Annotated in this window: 13 protein-coding genes; 6 read left to right on the forward strand and 7 right to left on the reverse strand. The window is 61.6% G+C overall.

The genetic code is table 11. The features are described 5' to 3' along the window. The first annotated feature begins 341 nt into the window (after window positions 1-341). Both JKL45_RS23330 and JKL45_RS23335 read left to right on the forward strand, forming a co-directional pair. The gene (locus JKL45_RS23330) at window positions 342-2789 is read left to right on the forward strand and encodes a helicase-related protein (RefSeq protein ID WP_201864196.1); all 2448 of its coding nucleotides are present in this window, start codon (window positions 342-344) and stop codon (window positions 2787-2789) included. Further along, window positions 2789-3316 (forward strand): ankyrin repeat domain-containing protein, encoded by a 528-nt coding sequence (locus JKL45_RS23335; RefSeq protein WP_201864197.1) that lies wholly within the window; start codon window positions 2789-2791, stop codon window positions 3314-3316. Before JKL45_RS23330 ends, JKL45_RS23335 begins: the two co-directional genes overlap by 1 nt. A 9-nt stretch (window positions 3317-3325) precedes the next feature. On the opposite strand, the gene JKL45_RS23340 is transcribed toward JKL45_RS23335, so the two are convergent. The 6 genes from JKL45_RS23340 to JKL45_RS23365 all read right to left on the reverse strand — a co-directional run bounded on the left by JKL45_RS23340 (window position 3326) and on the right by JKL45_RS23365 (window position 8565). Next, complete coding sequence (locus JKL45_RS23340) at window positions 3326-4174, reverse strand: SAM-dependent methyltransferase (RefSeq protein WP_201864198.1); 849 nt, start codon at window positions 4172-4174, stop codon at window positions 3326-3328. Beyond that, complete coding sequence (locus JKL45_RS23345; RefSeq protein ID WP_201864199.1) at window positions 4171-5364, reverse strand: NAD(P)/FAD-dependent oxidoreductase; 1194 nt, start codon at window positions 5362-5364, stop codon at window positions 4171-4173. Before JKL45_RS23345 ends, JKL45_RS23340 begins: the two co-directional genes overlap by 4 nt. Further along, a complete protein-coding gene (locus JKL45_RS23350; protein WP_246498866.1) occupies window positions 5322-6035 on the reverse strand; it encodes a methyltransferase domain-containing protein in 714 nt (237 codons plus the stop codon). Before JKL45_RS23350 ends, JKL45_RS23345 begins: the two co-directional genes overlap by 43 nt. 6 nt (window positions 6036-6041) lie before the next feature. Then, window positions 6042-7133 (reverse strand): type III polyketide synthase, encoded by a 1092-nt coding sequence (locus tag JKL45_RS23355; RefSeq protein ID WP_201864200.1) that lies wholly within the window; start codon window positions 7131-7133, stop codon window positions 6042-6044. A 106-nt stretch (window positions 7134-7239) separates the two neighbouring features. Next, window positions 7240-8160, reverse strand: coding sequence for a DMT family transporter (locus JKL45_RS23360; protein WP_201864201.1), 921 nt, complete (start codon window positions 8158-8160; stop codon window positions 7240-7242). Window positions 8161-8253: 93 nt separating this feature from the next. Beyond that, the gene (locus JKL45_RS23365) at window positions 8254-8565 is read right to left on the reverse strand and encodes a hypothetical protein (protein ID WP_201864202.1); all 312 of its coding nucleotides are present in this window, start codon (window positions 8563-8565) and stop codon (window positions 8254-8256) included. Between the two features lie 291 nt (window positions 8566-8856). On the opposite strand from JKL45_RS23365, the gene purT reads away from it, so the two are divergent. Continuing rightward, window positions 8857-10029 carry a formate-dependent phosphoribosylglycinamide formyltransferase gene (gene purT / locus JKL45_RS23370; RefSeq protein WP_201864203.1) on the forward strand — a complete coding sequence of 391 codons (1173 nt, stop codon included), beginning with the start codon at window positions 8857-8859 and terminating at the stop codon, window positions 10027-10029. Between the two features lie 9 nt (window positions 10030-10038). Here purT and JKL45_RS23375 read toward each other — a convergent pair whose 3' ends face one another. Further along, window positions 10039-11562 carry a peptide ligase PGM1-related protein gene (locus tag JKL45_RS23375; protein ID WP_201864204.1) on the reverse strand — a complete coding sequence of 508 codons (1524 nt, stop codon included), beginning with the start codon at window positions 11560-11562 and terminating at the stop codon, window positions 10039-10041. A 258-nt stretch (window positions 11563-11820) separates the two neighbouring features. Between JKL45_RS23375 and JKL45_RS23380 the strand changes: the two genes are divergently transcribed. From JKL45_RS23380 to JKL45_RS23390, 3 genes are read left to right on the forward strand one after another with little or no spacing between them, the layout of a single operon-like run. Beyond that, window positions 11821-13899, forward strand: a complete 2079-nt coding sequence (locus JKL45_RS23380) for a PAS domain-containing sensor histidine kinase (RefSeq protein WP_201864205.1) — start codon at window positions 11821-11823, stop codon at window positions 13897-13899. Further along, window positions 13899-14330 carry a response regulator gene (locus tag JKL45_RS23385; RefSeq protein ID WP_201864206.1) on the forward strand — a complete coding sequence of 144 codons (432 nt, stop codon included), beginning with the start codon at window positions 13899-13901 and terminating at the stop codon, window positions 14328-14330. Before JKL45_RS23380 ends, JKL45_RS23385 begins: the two co-directional genes overlap by 1 nt. Further along, entirely contained in the window at window positions 14327-15379 is a 1053-nt protein-coding gene (locus tag JKL45_RS23390) for a sensor histidine kinase (RefSeq protein ID WP_201864207.1), read from the forward strand. Before JKL45_RS23385 ends, JKL45_RS23390 begins: the two co-directional genes overlap by 4 nt. The last annotated feature ends 54 nt before the right edge of the window (window positions 15380-15433 follow it).

Genomic DNA, 15433 nt, shown 5'->3' on the forward strand with positions numbered 1-15433 from the left:
GGGCACACCCGTCATGGCAGCCTCCCGTGTCAGATCAGGAGATTATGAGCTCATCCGCGGCACCTGCAACTGTAATGCTAGCCGGGGCTCTCTTGATATTGCACTCTGCCGTGATCACATAAGGGCAGAGGAAAAACGCGGCACCTCAACATCTTAACCCTGCTTCTGGCCATCTCCTGAAATGGCTGGAGCATGGCCTATGTCGCCGCCTGCGGGCGCTGTTCGAAAACCTCCTCAGCCTTCTGGAGTTTACCCCCAGTTCGCGGCTCAAGCTGCGATGAAGGGCTGTCTCATAAACGAGGTTAGAGCCGTTTTTTCGGCTCTGCCCGCTGGAAATCTGAATGTCTAAGAAGCCGAAAAATCTCGTCAGCCTCAACCATCTGCCGGGCATCCTGCTCGCCAGCCAGGCCGAATGCGAGCGCTGGATCGAGGCCGGGCTGATCCCGGTGGCAGAGCGCCGTACGATCCAGAGACGCGGACGCAGCGCCGAGGAGCTGATGTTCGACCCTGAAGTGGTCGCGCAACTCGCCGCCGAGGTTCCGGCTTGGCGCGGGCCGGGTGAAGGGAGCGGATCTGCGCAGCCTTCCCAAGGGCGCCGAAAGGACAACGCTCATTCGCCCGACGATGCGGCCCATCGGCGGCGCCAGAGCATCCTTGCGCCTGTTCGCAGGAATACCGGCATCTATGTCGCCGAGGACATCCGACGCATCGAGAGCGGTCGCTGGAAGCCCGAGCGCGTCTTCGCCGGTTATCGGGCGGTGTTCAGCCAATCGATGCAGATTCTGCCGGAGAGTGATCCCATCGAGTTCGCCATCGAGTTCGCCTTCGCCGAGCCTGTCGAGGTTGCGGCTGTGGCATTGGCACCGGCCCGCGTGGAGCATACCGAACTTGCCGGCGCCTCCGTGGCGTTGGAAGCTAGGCTGATAGAACTGCGTGACGCTACCTTCGAGGCCTGCGAACAGGAGCTGGTGGGCTGGCGTGATGAGCTCGAGACCTATCTCGATGCGTTCGAGGACGCGGATGAGCGCCAAGCCATTCTTGGCGGCATTCGTGGTGCACTGGACAAGCTCGATCGGGTCCATGCGTCTGATAAAGGTGGGCCAGCGGGAGCTGCACGCAAGCTGCGCCAGAAGCTGGATGATTTTCGCTCGAAAGCTGCGGCTCGGAGGCTCCGGCACCTGCGGGAGGCCCAAATCCGCGAGGCTTCCGGCTATGAGCGCTACGCGGCAATCTTTCCGGTCGCCCGTTCACTCAATCGCCGCTTCCTGTTCCTGGCCGGGCCGACTAACTCAGGCAAGACCTACGAGGCGCTGAAGCTCGCCCGCGAGGCGGAAACCGCTGAGATCCTTTCGCCCCTGCGGCTTCTGGCGCTCGAGCATTTCGAGCGCATGAGCGAGGAGGGGCTTCCTGCCGGCATGGTGACGGGTGAGGAGCGGGTGCTGCCTGAAGGCGCGACGCATATCGCCCGGACCATCGAGACGCTGGATCTTCATCGTGTCGTCGATGTCTGCGTCATCGATGAGGTGCAGATGCTGGGGGATCCCAGCCGCGGTTGGGCCTGGACTCAGGCGATGGTTGGCGCCCCCGCAAGGCTCGTCGTGTTGACGGGTGCCCCGGAAGCGATCCCTCTCGTGGAGCACCTGCTTGCCATGACCGGCGAGCCTCTGGAGGTGAAGATCCTGAAGCGCAAGGGCAGGCTGCGCGTGGAGGGTGTGCCGGCAAATCTCAACAAGCTGATGCGCGGCGATGCGGTGGTGGCTTTCACGCGCCGCAACGTGCACGATCTGCGCATGCGTCTCGTTCAATCCGGACGCACGGTCGCAACCGTTTATGGTGCCCTTGGCCCAGAGGTTCGCCGGGCGGAAGCAGCGCGCTTCCGCAATGGCGAGGCCGAGATCCTGGTGGCCACGGACGCCATCGGCATGGGGTTGAATATCGGGCCGCTGCGACGGGTCGTCTTCTCCACCCTGCGCAAGTTCGATGGCATTCGCGATCGCCAGCTCACCGCCATGGAGATCAAGCAGATCGCTGGCCGGGCAGGGCGTTTCGGCCACCACGATGAGGGGCTCGTGACAGCCCTGCCGGAAGTCGGCGGCTATGCGCAGGTGGAAAAGATCATCGGCCAAGCGCTGACCGGCGATGCCGGAAAGCTGCGGGGCAAGGCCTATGTCCGCCCGAACCAGGAGACGGTTCTGTCGGCCAGCGAGGTCTTGCAGACCGACCGTCTCGGCCGCGTCCTCCAGCACCTGTACGACACCCTCGTGGCAGGCCACCCGGACCTGCGCATGGCCGACATGGACGAGATGATCGAACTGGCAACGCTTCTCGATACGGTAGGCATGCCAATCCTCGACCGCCTATCCTACTCCATGGCGCCGGTGGATGGCCGCGAGCAGCTGGCCGTCGAACTGCTTCTCGACTGGGCCCGGCAGCATGCCCGCGACGGGAGGGTGCAGGCGCCTGATTTCGGTGTGAACACCGATCTCCTGAAGCTCGAGGCGCGGGTGAAGATCGCCACCTCATGGCTCTGGCTTGCCCAGCGCTACCCGGATGTCTTCGAGGATGTCGAGGAGGTCGTCGACCTGCGCGCGAGCCTCAATGCCAAGATCGAGGAGAAGCTCGTCGCCACCTCCGTCTCCCATCGCCGGAAGCCTGAGGACAAGGTGCGGCGGGAGAGAGGCAAGCCCTCGCAGAAGCAGGGGAAGAACAGGCGGCGCCGGACCGACAAGGATGTCGACGGGATGGAGCCGTTCCAGGCCAGAGGGCACCAGGCCTCAAGGAAATCGTGATGACGGATGGGTCGAAGCCTGCCCCGGAGCTGGACGAGGAGACCATTGCCTTCGCTCAGCGTGTCTTTCAGCACGCAAGGGCGGGGCAGGTGGAGGAGCTTGGAGATCTTCTCCGCATGGGCCTGCCGCCCAACCTGAGGAACGAGAAGGGCGACTCGCTCCTGATGCTGGCGAGCTATCATGGACATGCCGAGACCGTGCAGATTCTGCTGCAGTATGGCGCTGATCCGGAGCTCGCCAACGACCGCGGGCAGACGCCTCTCGCGGGTGCAGCCTTCAAGGGCGACATGGCGTCGGTCGAGAGCCTTCTTGAGGGAGGCGCCAATGTGAACGGCCGGGGTGACGGCGGCAAGACCCCGCTGATGATCGCTGCCATGTTCAACCGGCTCGAAATCGTCGAAATCCTGCTGGCGCGTGGCGCGGATGTCGAGGCACGGGACGCGGGCGGGCTTACCGCACAGGCTCTGGCGAGTGCCATGGGTGCAGTCGACACAGCGGAGTTGCTGGCTCGTTCAAGTCAATCGTAGATTCTGCGGCTACCGCGGTTTATGCGCCGTCAGGAGACCATAGCGCATCGAGCCAGTCAGGTAAGCGATCCAGATGCGCGGGACGCTCAGGGCGAAGATGCGGTTCCTGGCATGGGCATCCAGCAGATAGCGTCTGTATTGGGGATGAGTCAGCAGTTTCCTTGCGACCCGTCCGGTGCAGAGCGCCCAGGTACGCCTCACCCTTGTGCTCAGGTCTTCGAACCCATCGACCACAAAGCCGGCTTTGCCGGCCCATGCACGATACTCCGCTTCGCTGCCCATGCCAGGGAGGCGCCCCTCGCGGCAGATCGGTTCCAACAGGTAGCGTTCCTCCCACGGGCGGGCACCGTTACGAGCAAGCCAAGCGTAGACAGCAAACCGTCCGCCAGGGCGGAGAGTACGAAAGGCCTCATCGAAGAAGTGCTGCTTGTCAGTCATGTGCTCGGAACTCTCGATGGCGATCACATGGTCGAAGGTTTGGTCTTCGAAATCGTTCTCCAGCCAATCCTGCCGGCTGAAATGCAGCAAGGACGATGCGGCGCTGCGTGCCTGGGCTTGCCGAAGCTGCGCTGATGAGAGTGTGACTCCGGTCACACGAACAGCGTAGCGGCGAGCGAGCCACTCCGCCGTCGCGCCATAGCCGCAGCCGACGTCGCAGATATGCTGGCCGGGTTGGAGTTCGAGCGTGCTTGCAAGATGGGCAATCAGGGCTTCGACTGCCTCGGCCGGAGTCTCCCGGCCGCTCTGCCAGAGGCCGTGATGGACATGCTCGCCCCATACCTCGCGATAGAACGGGTCCAGTTCGTCATAATGCTCCGCGACGGCAGCGGGGGTTTGAGCTTCCCTCGGCACGATCATGGCGGAGCCAGCACCCTCTGCATGGAGCCCTCCCGGATTCGGGTGAAGGCTGCAACCTGCTGCATGAGCGAGGGCCAAGCGCGGCAGAGGTGAAAAAGCGCCGTCTGGCCTGGGCTGAAGCGTGCAGCCTTGTTGAGCACGAAGGCAAGCCGGACCTGGCGCTGGATATCGGATGCCATCTGCTTGTGGAACGCCGCGCTGACGCGGCCGTGGTGAAGCAAAGTTGAAGCCGCGAGACAGCCGCTGTGCAGGGCCATCGACATTCCCTCACCGGTGAATGAGGGGATCACGCCCATCTGGTCGCCGAGGCGGAAGAGCCCTGGAGGTTCAGCCGGATCAGGGTGATGGACAAACCCATATGGTATTTGAAAAATGGACAGGGGCTTGTCGAATAGTGGGAGCGGGTCGCGCAATCGATCTGCTACTGATGGGCATTCACCAGCGATTTGCTTGATCAGGCTGTTCCAGCTTTTGCCGGCGCGCTCAAAGCGCTTCTGGGTCACGACCAAGCACAGATTGGCTGTACCGTCCTCGATCAGTTGCAGCCCTGCATAGCCGTCTTCGAACAGGACGATCTCAACTACACCGTCAAGAGCGGCTCGCTGCTCCCCGCCTATCCGGTAATGCAGCTTGAAGCCGATGAGATCATTGATGGATCCTGATGCTGTCCGTTTGACGCCCCTGACGTCATGCTTGCCGCTGGCCAGGAAGAGCGTCTCCGCTCGGATCTTGCCATATGGACCTGCATCGACCCGACTGGCTATGTCATCGGTGTCCATGAATCGCACGGTCACCCCCCGCTCGATCCGAGCGCCCAGTGACATGGCCTTTACGAGCAGCGCCTCATCCAGAACCTTACGGGAGAGGCCGCGCGCCATGAAAGGCAATGCTGCTTCGACCTGCTTTCCACAATAGTGCAGACGAAGGCGAGAAATCCGGCTCGCGCCCAGCCTGTCGAGGTCGATGCCAAGATAGGCAAGATAGGTCTGCGCCTCGATACTGAGGAACTCGCCGCACACCTTGTGCCTAGGCTCAGGATCACGCTCAAGGAGAACGGCCGAAACTCCCTCCCTGACCAGAACGCAGGCGGCAGATGCGCCGGCTAGCCCACCGCCGACGATCACGAGTTCCTCGCTGCGGTGGAGGCTCATTTCAGCCGGCTGACGCAAAGGCGGAACGGAACGTGCCATCGGATCTCCGCCGCTCCCGGTGCAAGGCCTGCCGCATGCAGGATCTTCTCCCAGTCCTGCTTTCGGAAGCTGCGGGCAATGGAGACAGGTCCGTCGTGCTGAACGAAGCGGTGCCAACGGGCGATGCGGGCAAGGGTGCCGAAGACGTGGAACGGGATGGCGTGACGGTGCAGGTCGGCTATGTACCAGCCGCGCGCCGCCACCCGCTCCATCCAGCCGATGAAGGTCGCCAGTTCCTCGTTCGACATATGGTGGGTCGTCTGGGAGCTGATCACGAAGTCGATCGGCCGTTCGGGCTTGTAGTCGAAGACATTGCCCGTCCGGTACTCGATCAAGACATCGGAAGGCGTCGCTGCCCTGGCAATCGACTCGCTCATAGGGTTGAGGTCGACCCCGACCAGATCGACCGCGCGCCCCTTGCGGCGGCTCCACTCATGAATCTTGCGCAGGAGGTCGCCATAGCCGTAGCCGACATCGAGCACCGTGACGCGCTCGTTCGGCACCAGCCTGCGCGTGGCGCGGTTGAGCCATTGCAGGATAGGGCGGTGGGTCAGGGTCAGAGCGTTGACTGTGGCGAGATCCTTGAGGCAAGCCTGGTAATCCTCGACACTGACGTGCTCGGTGTCCATCAGCTCCGTCTCGTGGCTGCGCTCGGCGAAACTCCTGCCCATAGCGGCCTATCCTGCGATATCGAACCGGAAGGTTTCAGCGACCAGTCCCGGTCCGAAGGCCATGCCGAAACCTCTGGAATCCGGCGGCGCCTGCTGCATCATGCGGTCGAGCACGAACATCAGGGTGGCGGATGACATATTGCCGAAATCCCGCAGGACGCCGCGGGACCAGCGCAGGGCCTCCGGCGCAAGTTCGAGACCCTGCTCGACTGCATCGAGAATCGTACGGCCGCCCGCGTGAACGGCCCAGAGATCGAAGTCGTCCTTGTGCTGACCACGCAGGATGCCGGCATCGTCGTTGCGGGTTGCCTCATGGCGGAGCGCTTTTGCAATCTGTTGCGGCACTTCCCCGGACAGGCTCATCTGAAAACCTGAATCGCCGATGCGCCACGTGATGAGATCCCGCGTGTCCGGAATGGTCGCGACCCGGAAATCCTTGAGGGCAATGCCCCGTGGTTCGGCGGAGACGAGGCTCGCGGCACATCCGTCACCGAACAGCAGGGCACCCAGGATCACCTCAAGGTCCGGGGTTTCCTGAAGATGAAGCGTGCACAGTTCCAGATTGACGACCAGCACCTTCGCGGAGGGCTCAGACCGGACAATATGGTGAGCGATCTTCAACGCATTGACAGCCGCCGCGCAGCCCATGAACCCGACCATGGTGCGCTCGATAGAGGGATTGAGCCCAAGCCGTTCCATCAGCTGTTGGTCGAGCCCCGGGGCTGTAAAGCCTGTGCAGGATGCTACAACGAGATGGGTCGATGAGGAGAGTTCCTCACCTAGGTCCAATGCCTCGACAGCCTTCTGGGCAAGTTCGATGGCGTGGGTTTCGAACCGCTCCATTCGGGCGGCTGTTCCGGCAAACTGCCCCGGTTGGAAGAAGCCTTCCTGGTCGGCAGCAATGTCCAGGTTTTCACTGGGCGTAAGGGTCGAGTAGCGATGCTCGATCCCGGAGCGCTGCACCATGCGCCGAAAGAGGAGCCTGTCCTTTCGCTCGGGCAGGAAGTTGTCAATAAAACCAATGAAGGTCTGATGGACGTCATGGTCAGGCACGGCCGTGCCGATCCGGTTGATATAGGCGCCTGTCACGAAACCCACCCTGCCTCTTCGGCCAAACGTCAGAAATTACCGTTTAAGGACATAGGGCGCAGGGCAGGCGAGTGAACGCGGGTGCGGCAGAAGTCGCACCTCTGTGATGACGCCCTCAGGGCTGCGTGAATGTCGCTGCCGATGCGGGAGGTGCGGTTTCGGGCAATGCTTCTGCCTCCGACCGGCCACGCTTGAGCGTCTGCTCTCGTGCAAAGATGAACAGGCCGGCTGCGACCACGATGAGGATGCCGAACAGGGCCAGAGCGTCGGGCCACTCGTCGAAGAAAAGGGCGCCGATTGCCAGTGCCCAGAGGATCTGGCTGTACTGGGCCGCTCCCAGGCGGTCGGCCGGGGCGTACAGGGTCGCCACGATGAACAGGGCTTGGGCAACAAAAGCCGTAGCGGCGAATGCGAGGAGCAGGGTCCACTGATCCGCTTTAGGCCATGTGAAGCCTGGGATCATCAGCACTCCGGCAAGGATTGTCGTCGCTAGGAATACGGTCCCGATCAGGGTGAAGCGCTTTTCAGTATGGCCGATCATGCGGCCGGCAATGACTCCCCCGGCTGCGCATAAGGCGGCCGCAAGGGCTGCAAAATGACCGGGCAGCAACTCCTTGAACCCGGGACGTACGATGATCAGCACCCCGACGAAGGCGGCGCAGACGGCGATGCCGCGCCGCCAACGGACATGTTCCTTCAGGATAAAAATGGAGAGAACCGTCGCGAGGCTCGGCATGAGGAACAGGAGCGCGAAGGCCTCCGCAAAGGGAAGGCTCTGGAATGCTATGACGCTCAGCGGCGTCGTGGCTGCGATCAGCAAGACCCTGAAGCCCATGAGCCAGGGCCTATTCCAGCGCACGAGATCGAGCACGCTGTCCCCAGCTTTCATGAAGACCGGGGAGAGGATCAGAGGGATGAGATAGCCGAAGAACGTCACCTCGAACGGGTCGAGGTCATGGCCGATCGCCTTCACAACGGCATCGCCCCAGGCGAAGACCGCGAAGGCAAGAAAGGCGAGGATGATACCTTTGACCATGTTCGGGCAATCCCGCAGGAGGGGCATTTAGAAAAGGCAAAGGCGCCAGCCGATTGGACTAGCGCCACCGAGCGGGAGAACAGGATAGCAGGCTTATCGCGGCATGACGAGGCGAGGGCGCTTGCGTTCGACCACCACGACCTTCGGACCCTCGTTGCGCTCACCCATGGAGAAACGGTCTGCCAGGTGCAGGGGCCGACGGGCTGGGGCTGAAACGGCCGCCTTCATGACCACCGGCCTGACCTCGTCCTCGGACATTCCCATGAGTTGCGCCGCGATCTCGATCTGGCTCTCGATATCGTCGGTCAGACCCTGGGCGGCTGCAACAGCTTCCTCAAGGGCGGGAGGGTCGACACGGGTCACCCGCCGGTTCTGGTTTTCCGAAGATTTCTTCTTGGCTAGCATTGGACTTCTCCTGGGCAGACCCTTAACTCACGACACTCAGGTTTGCGTAGTGCATGGTTGAGGCGGCAGGGCTGCACTCAGCGCAAGCGAGGCTGAATTCCCTCGATGCTCTTGAACGCCCCTGGAGGGAAACCGGATCCATGGCAATCCCGGGAAAATGGCCAGGAACAAAGCTTTTCAAGGGAAGCCTCTCATCGACCGAGCGTCAGACGCCGGGCCGATTTCGCGATTCCACTTTTCGTTCGGCACGGACTCGGCCATATCGGTCGGAAACAGTTGAAAGGCACTCCCGTGTTCACTGCCAAAATTCTCCTTCTCGGATCGGGCGAACTCGGCAAGGAGTTCGTGATCTCAGCCAAGCGGTACGGGTGCCATGTGGTCGCCTGCGACAGCTACGCGTACGCGCCTGCCATGCAGGTCTCGGACGAGGCCGAAGTGTTCTCCATGCTGGATGCGGACGCCCTGCGGCAGGTCATCGAGAAGCACCGGCCGGATTTCATCGTGCCTGAAGTCGAGGCGATCCGCACCGAGGTGCTGCAGGAGTTCGAGGACAAGGGCTTCACGGTCGTGCCCTCCGCCCGCGCGGCCTCGCTAACCATGAACCGAGATCGAATCCGTGAGCTTGCTGCGACCGAGCTTGGGCTGCGCACGTCCAAATACCAGTATGCGGAGAGCTTGGAGGAGGTGAGGGCCGGGGCCGAGCATACGGGTCTGCCCTGCGTCATCAAGCCGGTTATGTCCTCCTCAGGAAAAGGCCAGAGCACCGTGCGGACGGTCGATCAGCTGGAGCAGGCCTGGAACGATGCGGTGGCGAACATGCGGGGCGACCGCAAGAAGGTGATCGTCGAGGAGTTCGTCGCTTTTGAATACGAGATCACCCTCTTGACGATCCGCTCCCGCGAGGGTGTGTCATTCTGCGAGCCCATCGGGCACCGGCAGGAGCGTGGAGATTACCAGGAATCGTGGCAGCCCACCCCGATGACCGAGAAGCTGCTGGCCGACGCCAAAGAGATGGCCCGCAAGGTCGTCGACAACCTTGGTGGCTATGGGATCTTCGGGGTCGAGTTCTTCGTCACCCGCGATGAGGTGATCTTCTCCGAGCTATCACCGCGCCCGCACGATACGGGGCTCGTCACGCTGCTGTCCCAGAACCTCTCCGAATTCGATCTTCATGCCCGGGCGGTCTTGGGCCTGCCGATCCCGCCTATCCGACTCAATGGTCCGACCGCATCGGCCGTGATCCTGGCGGATCGCGAGGCCGAACGATTCTCGATTCAGGGGCTGCGGGAAGCGCTGGAACTCGCCTCCAAGGATGCAGACGTGGAGGTCCGCCTGTTCGGCAAGCCGACAACCCGCAAGCACCGGCGCATGGGTGTCGCTCTGGCATCCGGGGGTACAGTTGGGGAAGCCCGTGAGCGGGCAGGCCAGGCGGCGGATCGGGTGCAGATTACCTACGAGGGCTGAACCTGAGGGTCAGGCCGCGGTGCTTTCCTGGTCGAGCACCTCGGTCGTACGTCGGTAGAGCGCTTTTGCTTCCTCGTGAGAGGGAGCGATGCACAGAACGCCGAGTTTGCCGAACTCCGACAGTGCACCGATCAGGTGAAAGACAACGCCCTTCTGGCAGGCTCCATCGAAGTGCAGCCTGTTGATCGCCGCAATGTCGATCAGATCACCGGGCGTCAGGCCACGATAGAGCGGAGATTCAAGGTTGTCCGAGGCGTAGTAGCAGCGAGGGTGACCGGCCGGGGTGAGGAAGTTGCCGGTGGCCGGGTCGTAGCAGCCATCCGTGAGGAACTCGAGCATCATGAACGGATGCGTCGTCCCCCCGCGCCTTAGGTTGATCTCGATGGCGTAATGCCGCCATTCGTTGCCTTCCAGAACCGACAGGAAGTCGATGGCGAAGCGCCCACAGACGCCCTTTTCGGCGAGCGCCTTGGCTGCCTTCAGGCCGTCTTCCTGAATTTCCAGGCGATAGTGCTCGTCGGCCGGGAAGGTGCAGCCGAGGAAGACCTGCCCGCTCTCACCCCCAAGCACCTGATCGTGGGTCGAGACAGGCTCCAATTGGCCGAGCGGGTCGATGCGGAATTGCGCCGAGGGGGAGCGCTTGACTTCCCCTTCGATGAACTCCTCCACGATCCCACCCATGGCGGAAAGCTTTTCCTCGAACAGCTCCCAGGTCATGTCCTTGGCCTCGAAGGCCAGGTGAGGAAGACGGCTGCGAAGCCAAGGCCGCAGCTCGGACCCTTCGGGTGCTCCCTCGTAGGCGAAGACCGCGTTGCCCTCGCCTGAGAACCCTTCATTGAGCTTCACGACCGCCCGCCTAATCATGGGCCGGCGCTGCTTCAGCTCCAACAATGCATCCACAATCTGATCCGGCGTGGAGAGATCCTCGAAGCCCTCCGGCATCGCGATGCCGGCGTCGCGAAAAATCTTCCGCGAGCCGCTCTTGGAGCCGAACGACAACAGGTCCGGGTCGCAGCCATAGATCGGCAGGTCGAGACTGAGCGCCAGATCGCGCTCCAGCTCCGTGACGTTGAAGCAGATCATGTAGGCGGAGGCCGGATCGGGAATGGCATCCCGGATCCGCTGCTGCAGGCGAGGGCGCTCGATGATCTTTTCGGTCAGGGATGTCCGGGAGCCGTCATGGCAGGAGAGAAGGGTCAGGCGCTTCCTGGCATGCTGCGCCGGGATTCCCGGCAGCAGGTGCAGGTAGTAGTCGATGATAGGTTCCGGGACCGAGTGGCTCGTCACATAGATGATCTGCGTTCGGGGCAGCCGCAGGAGCATCAGATAGCAGAGCATCCGCTCCTCATAGTGATGAGCCCCCGAGATGTTGGCCAGCACCTCCCGATCCATGGTCAGACTGGGGACAATGACGACCGTCCGAGGGGTGTCCTGATCCGAAAACCCGCGGAACATGGCGGTCAGGCGGGCCTGCAGCTGGGCGAACTCTCCCTCTTGGGAAGGTGGCGATGTGGTGCCCGCTGCATTCATCATTGACCTCGCACCCCTTCCTTAAAGCCAATGGGCCTCTGCTCTCCAGCGAAACGCTTGCGGTCAAGGTTTTGTTGCGCTGCATCCTCAGACGGAGGGCCGGTTACGGCTCAGCGCATGCCTGTGGCCGAGAGTGTCGGATAGGTCACAGGTGTACTTGTCTTAAGTGAATCCCATGGCACTGGACCGAACAACACCTAAATACGCATAAGCTCCGCCGGGCATGTGATAGGGAGGCTGGCTGCTGTCCAGCGCAAGTTCTTGAAAACGATCAATTTCGAGGCGCTGTTCAGCGCCTCCCCCAATCCCTACGTGCTGCTGGATCTCTCCCTCAACATCGCCGGCATGAACGACGCCTATCTCGCGGTTACCATGCGTGAACGTGAGGATCTTGTCGGGCGCAACATGTTCGAGGCCTTTCCAAGCGACCCGGATTCGGCGAGCCACCGCCAGTTGCGAGGCTCGTTCGAAAAGGTGATCCGCGAGAAGGTCGCTGATCATATTCCCATCATCGAGTACGCCATCCCGCTGCCAAACGATCAGGGTTTCGAGGAGCGCTTCTGGAGCGCGACCCACACGCCGCTCTTCAATCATGCGGGAGAGATGACATTCATCCTTCAGCATACGGTGGATGTGACCGAGCTCCAGCGTCTGCGTGTTCTTGCGAAAAGCTCCGGCTTGTCCTCAGGACCATCCGTCCTGATCGAGACGGGCATGTTCCGTCGGGCCCAAGCAGTGCAGGAGGCCAATAAGGCCCTAACGGAGGAGCGCCAGCATCTGCGTGGCCTGTTCGAGCAGGCCCCCGGCTTCATGGCGGCTCTCAGCGGTCCGGACCACGTTTTCACGATGGCGAACGCCGCCTATCTGCGGCTGATCGGTCGTGAGAACATCATCGGAAAGAGTGTTCGCGATGCACTGCCTGAGGTTGTCGAGCAGGGATTCCTGGCTCTGCTCGACCGGGTACATCAGAGCGGACAGCCCTTCGTCGGCCGGAGCATCAGGATTGTCCTGGAGCCAAGTTCCGGCGGAGCGCCAGAAGAGCGCTTCCTCGATTTCGTTTACCAGCCGATCTTCGATCCGGATGGGAAGGTATCGGGTATCTTCGTTCAGGGCCACGACGTGACCGAGCAGAAGCGGAACGAAGAGGCCCTGCGCGAGAGCGAAGAGCGGTTTCGAGTTATTGCCAACTCGATCGACCAGATGATCTGGGCAACCCAGCCGGATGGTTTCCACGACTACTACAATCAGCGCTGGTACGAATATACAGGCGTTCCCGAGGGCACCACCGATGGCGAAGGATGGAGCGGCATGTTCCATCCGGACGATCAGGAAAAGGCTTGGGGTGTCTGGCGCCAGTGCCTGGAAACGGGGGAACCCTACTACATCGAATACCGGCTTCGGCATCGCTCCGGCGAGTATCGCTGGGTTTTGGGCCGGGCCCAGCCGCTTCGCGACGAAAAAGGTCGCATCGTTCGCTGGTACGGCAGTTGCACGGACATCCATGATCTCAAGATGGCCCAGGAAGAGACACGCCGGCTTGCCTCGATGCTGACAGAGCGCGTGGCTGAACTGGACGAGGCGAACGAGGAAATCCAGCGCTTCGCCTATATCGTGAGCCATGACCTCAGAGCCCCGCTCGTCAATGTCATGGGATTTACAAGCGAACTTGAGGCTGCACAGGCCGAGGTGGAGCGCTTCTATCGACATGTTGTCGGGAAAGCCCCCGAGCTGGTCACACCGGACGCCCGGATGGCCATTGAGACGGACCTGCCGGAGGCGATGGGGTTCATCCGTTCGTCCACCGTTAAGATGGACAAGCTGATCAACGCCATTCTGAAGCTCTCCCGTGAGGGAAGGCGCGTGCTCATGCCGGAGTCGCTTAGTATGCGACAGCTACTTGAATCTCAGTGCCAAAGCGTTGCGCATCAGCTCCAAGAGCGTGGAGCTGAGTTGATCGTCGAGGCTGTTCCAGACCTCACAAGCGATCGGCTTGCCATTGAGCAGGTCTTCGGCAATCTCATCGATAACGCCGTCAAGTATCTGGACACTGACCGCCTTGGGCGGATTGTGGTGCGGGGCAGGGACCTGGGAGCGAGTGTCCAGTTCGAAATCGAGGACAACGGTCGAGGAATTGCCCCTAAGGACTTTGAACGGATCTTCGATCTGTTCCGACGCTCCGGCGTACAGGACCAGCAGGGGGAGGGCATCGGGCTTGCGCATGTCCGCGCGCTCGTGCGAAGGCTGGGCGGCACGATTACCGTGGCATCGCGACTGGGTGAGGGCTCGACCTTTACGGTGGTTCTGCCAAAATACATCAGCATGAATTCGGAAGCCGCCTAATGCCTAGCCAACAGCCTGTCACCATCATCATGGTCGAGGACGATGAGGGGCATGCCCGCCTGATCGAGAAGAACATTCGCCGCGCGGGTGTCTGCAACGAGATCCGGACCTTTGCGAGTGGGACGGGAGCCCTGGAGCATCTCTTCAGCGAGAACGTTCGCAATGCAGGGCCGTTCCTCGTTCTACTGGACCTGAACCTGCCGGACATGAACGGGGTAGATATTCTCATCAAGCTCAAGGCGGACGAAAAGTTGAAGCGCGCACCGGTGGTTGTACTCACGACCACCGACGACCAGCGCGAGATCCAACGCTGCTATGATCTCGGAGCCAATGTCTACATCACGAAGCCGGTCGAATATGAGTCCTTCTCCCAGGCCATTCGCCAGTTGGGACTGTTCCTGTCCGTCATCCAGGTTCCCGAGACGCTATGATCGAAGGTGATACAGACAGCCCGCCGATCCGGCTCCTGTATATCGATGACGACCATGGCCTCGGTCGGCTCGTCGAGCGCACTTTGTCGCGCCATGGCTTCCATGTCAGGCACGCGTTGAGCGGAGATGAGGGGCTAAGCCTGCTTGCCGCAGAGCATTATGATGTCGTCGCCCTGGATCACTTTATGCCAGGCAAGGATGGTCCGGAAGTTCTCGCCGAGATCCACAGACTTCCCGACGCTCCGCCTGTCGTCTACGTGACGGGCGCCGATGAAGGCCGTATCGCGGTCGCCGCTCTCAAGGCTGGAGCGGCCGATTACGTGATCAAGGACGTTGGCGGGGTCTTCCTCGATCTTCTTCGCACGGCTGCCGAACAGGCGCTTGCCGCCGCTCGCCTCCGACGTGAAAAGGAAGCGGCCGAGCGGGAAATGCGCGAGGCGCGGGAGCGGGCGGAGATGCTCCTTCGCGAAGTCAATCACCGCGTTGCCAACAGCTTGCAGCTTGTTGCCTCCCTTGTGGCCATGCAGCAGAGGGCGCTTGGGAGTGACACGGTCGCTAAGGACACCCTGACCGAAACTCAGAGCCGGATAACGGCTATCTCGCAGATCCATCGCCGCCTCTACACGTCGAACGATGTGCGATTTGTGGAGATGGATACCTATCTGCAGGGCTTGATCGAGGAACTGGAAGGGGCAATGAGAGCCGCCGGTCGGGTGCACACGATCACCGTTCTGGCGGAGCCCATTTCGATCCCGACCGACAAGGCCGTTTCAGTAGGCGTCATCGTGACGGAACTCGTCACCAATGCTTTCAAATATGCTTATCCCGAAGGAGCCTCCGGAGACATCCGCGTCGCTCTGTCGTCTTCAGGCGAAAAGGTCGTTCTCATTGTTGAGGATGACGGCGTTGGCTGGAAAGGCAACGGCGAGGTACAAGGAAGCGGCCTTGGGACGAAGATCGTGAAGGCCATGGCATCCAACTTGCAATCCGCCATCGAATTCGACCAGCAGCACTCGGGAACACGCGCAGTATTGCCCTTTGCAATATAGTTGGAATCTCAGCAGGTGTCGCTTTCATGAAAAAGAGGCCCGCATTGGCTGCGG

Source organism: Microvirga soli (assembly GCF_016734765.1).
Lineage (GTDB): Bacteria > Pseudomonadota > Alphaproteobacteria > Rhizobiales > Beijerinckiaceae > Microvirga > Microvirga soli.

Excerpts from the sequence above, each read along its gene's own strand:
- JKL45_RS23330 (WP_201864196.1), top strand. The coding sequence starts at position 342 with ATGTCTAAGAAGCCGAAAAATCTCGTCAGCCTCAACCATCTGCCGGGC.
- JKL45_RS23335 (WP_201864197.1), top strand. The coding sequence starts at position 2,789 with ATGACGGATGGGTCGAAGCCTGCCCCGGAGCTGGACGAGGAGACCATT.
- JKL45_RS23340 (WP_201864198.1), bottom strand. The coding sequence starts at position 4,174 with ATGATCGTGCCGAGGGAAGCTCAAACCCCCGCTGCCGTCGCGGAGCAT.
- JKL45_RS23345 (WP_201864199.1), bottom strand. The coding sequence starts at position 5,364 with ATGGCACGTTCCGTTCCGCCTTTGCGTCAGCCGGCTGAAATGAGCCTC.
- JKL45_RS23350 (WP_246498866.1), bottom strand. The coding sequence starts at position 6,035 with ATGGGCAGGAGTTTCGCCGAGCGCAGCCACGAGACGGAGCTGATGGAC.
- JKL45_RS23360 (WP_201864201.1), bottom strand. The coding sequence starts at position 8,160 with ATGGTCAAAGGTATCATCCTCGCCTTTCTTGCCTTCGCGGTCTTCGCC.
- JKL45_RS23365 (WP_201864202.1), bottom strand. The coding sequence starts at position 8,565 with ATGCTAGCCAAGAAGAAATCTTCGGAAAACCAGAACCGGCGGGTGACC.
- JKL45_RS23375 (WP_201864204.1), bottom strand. The coding sequence starts at position 11,562 with ATGATGAATGCAGCGGGCACCACATCGCCACCTTCCCAAGAGGGAGAG.
- JKL45_RS23385 (WP_201864206.1), top strand. The coding sequence starts at position 13,899 with ATGCCTAGCCAACAGCCTGTCACCATCATCATGGTCGAGGACGATGAG.
- JKL45_RS23390 (WP_201864207.1), top strand. The coding sequence starts at position 14,327 with ATGATCGAAGGTGATACAGACAGCCCGCCGATCCGGCTCCTGTATATC.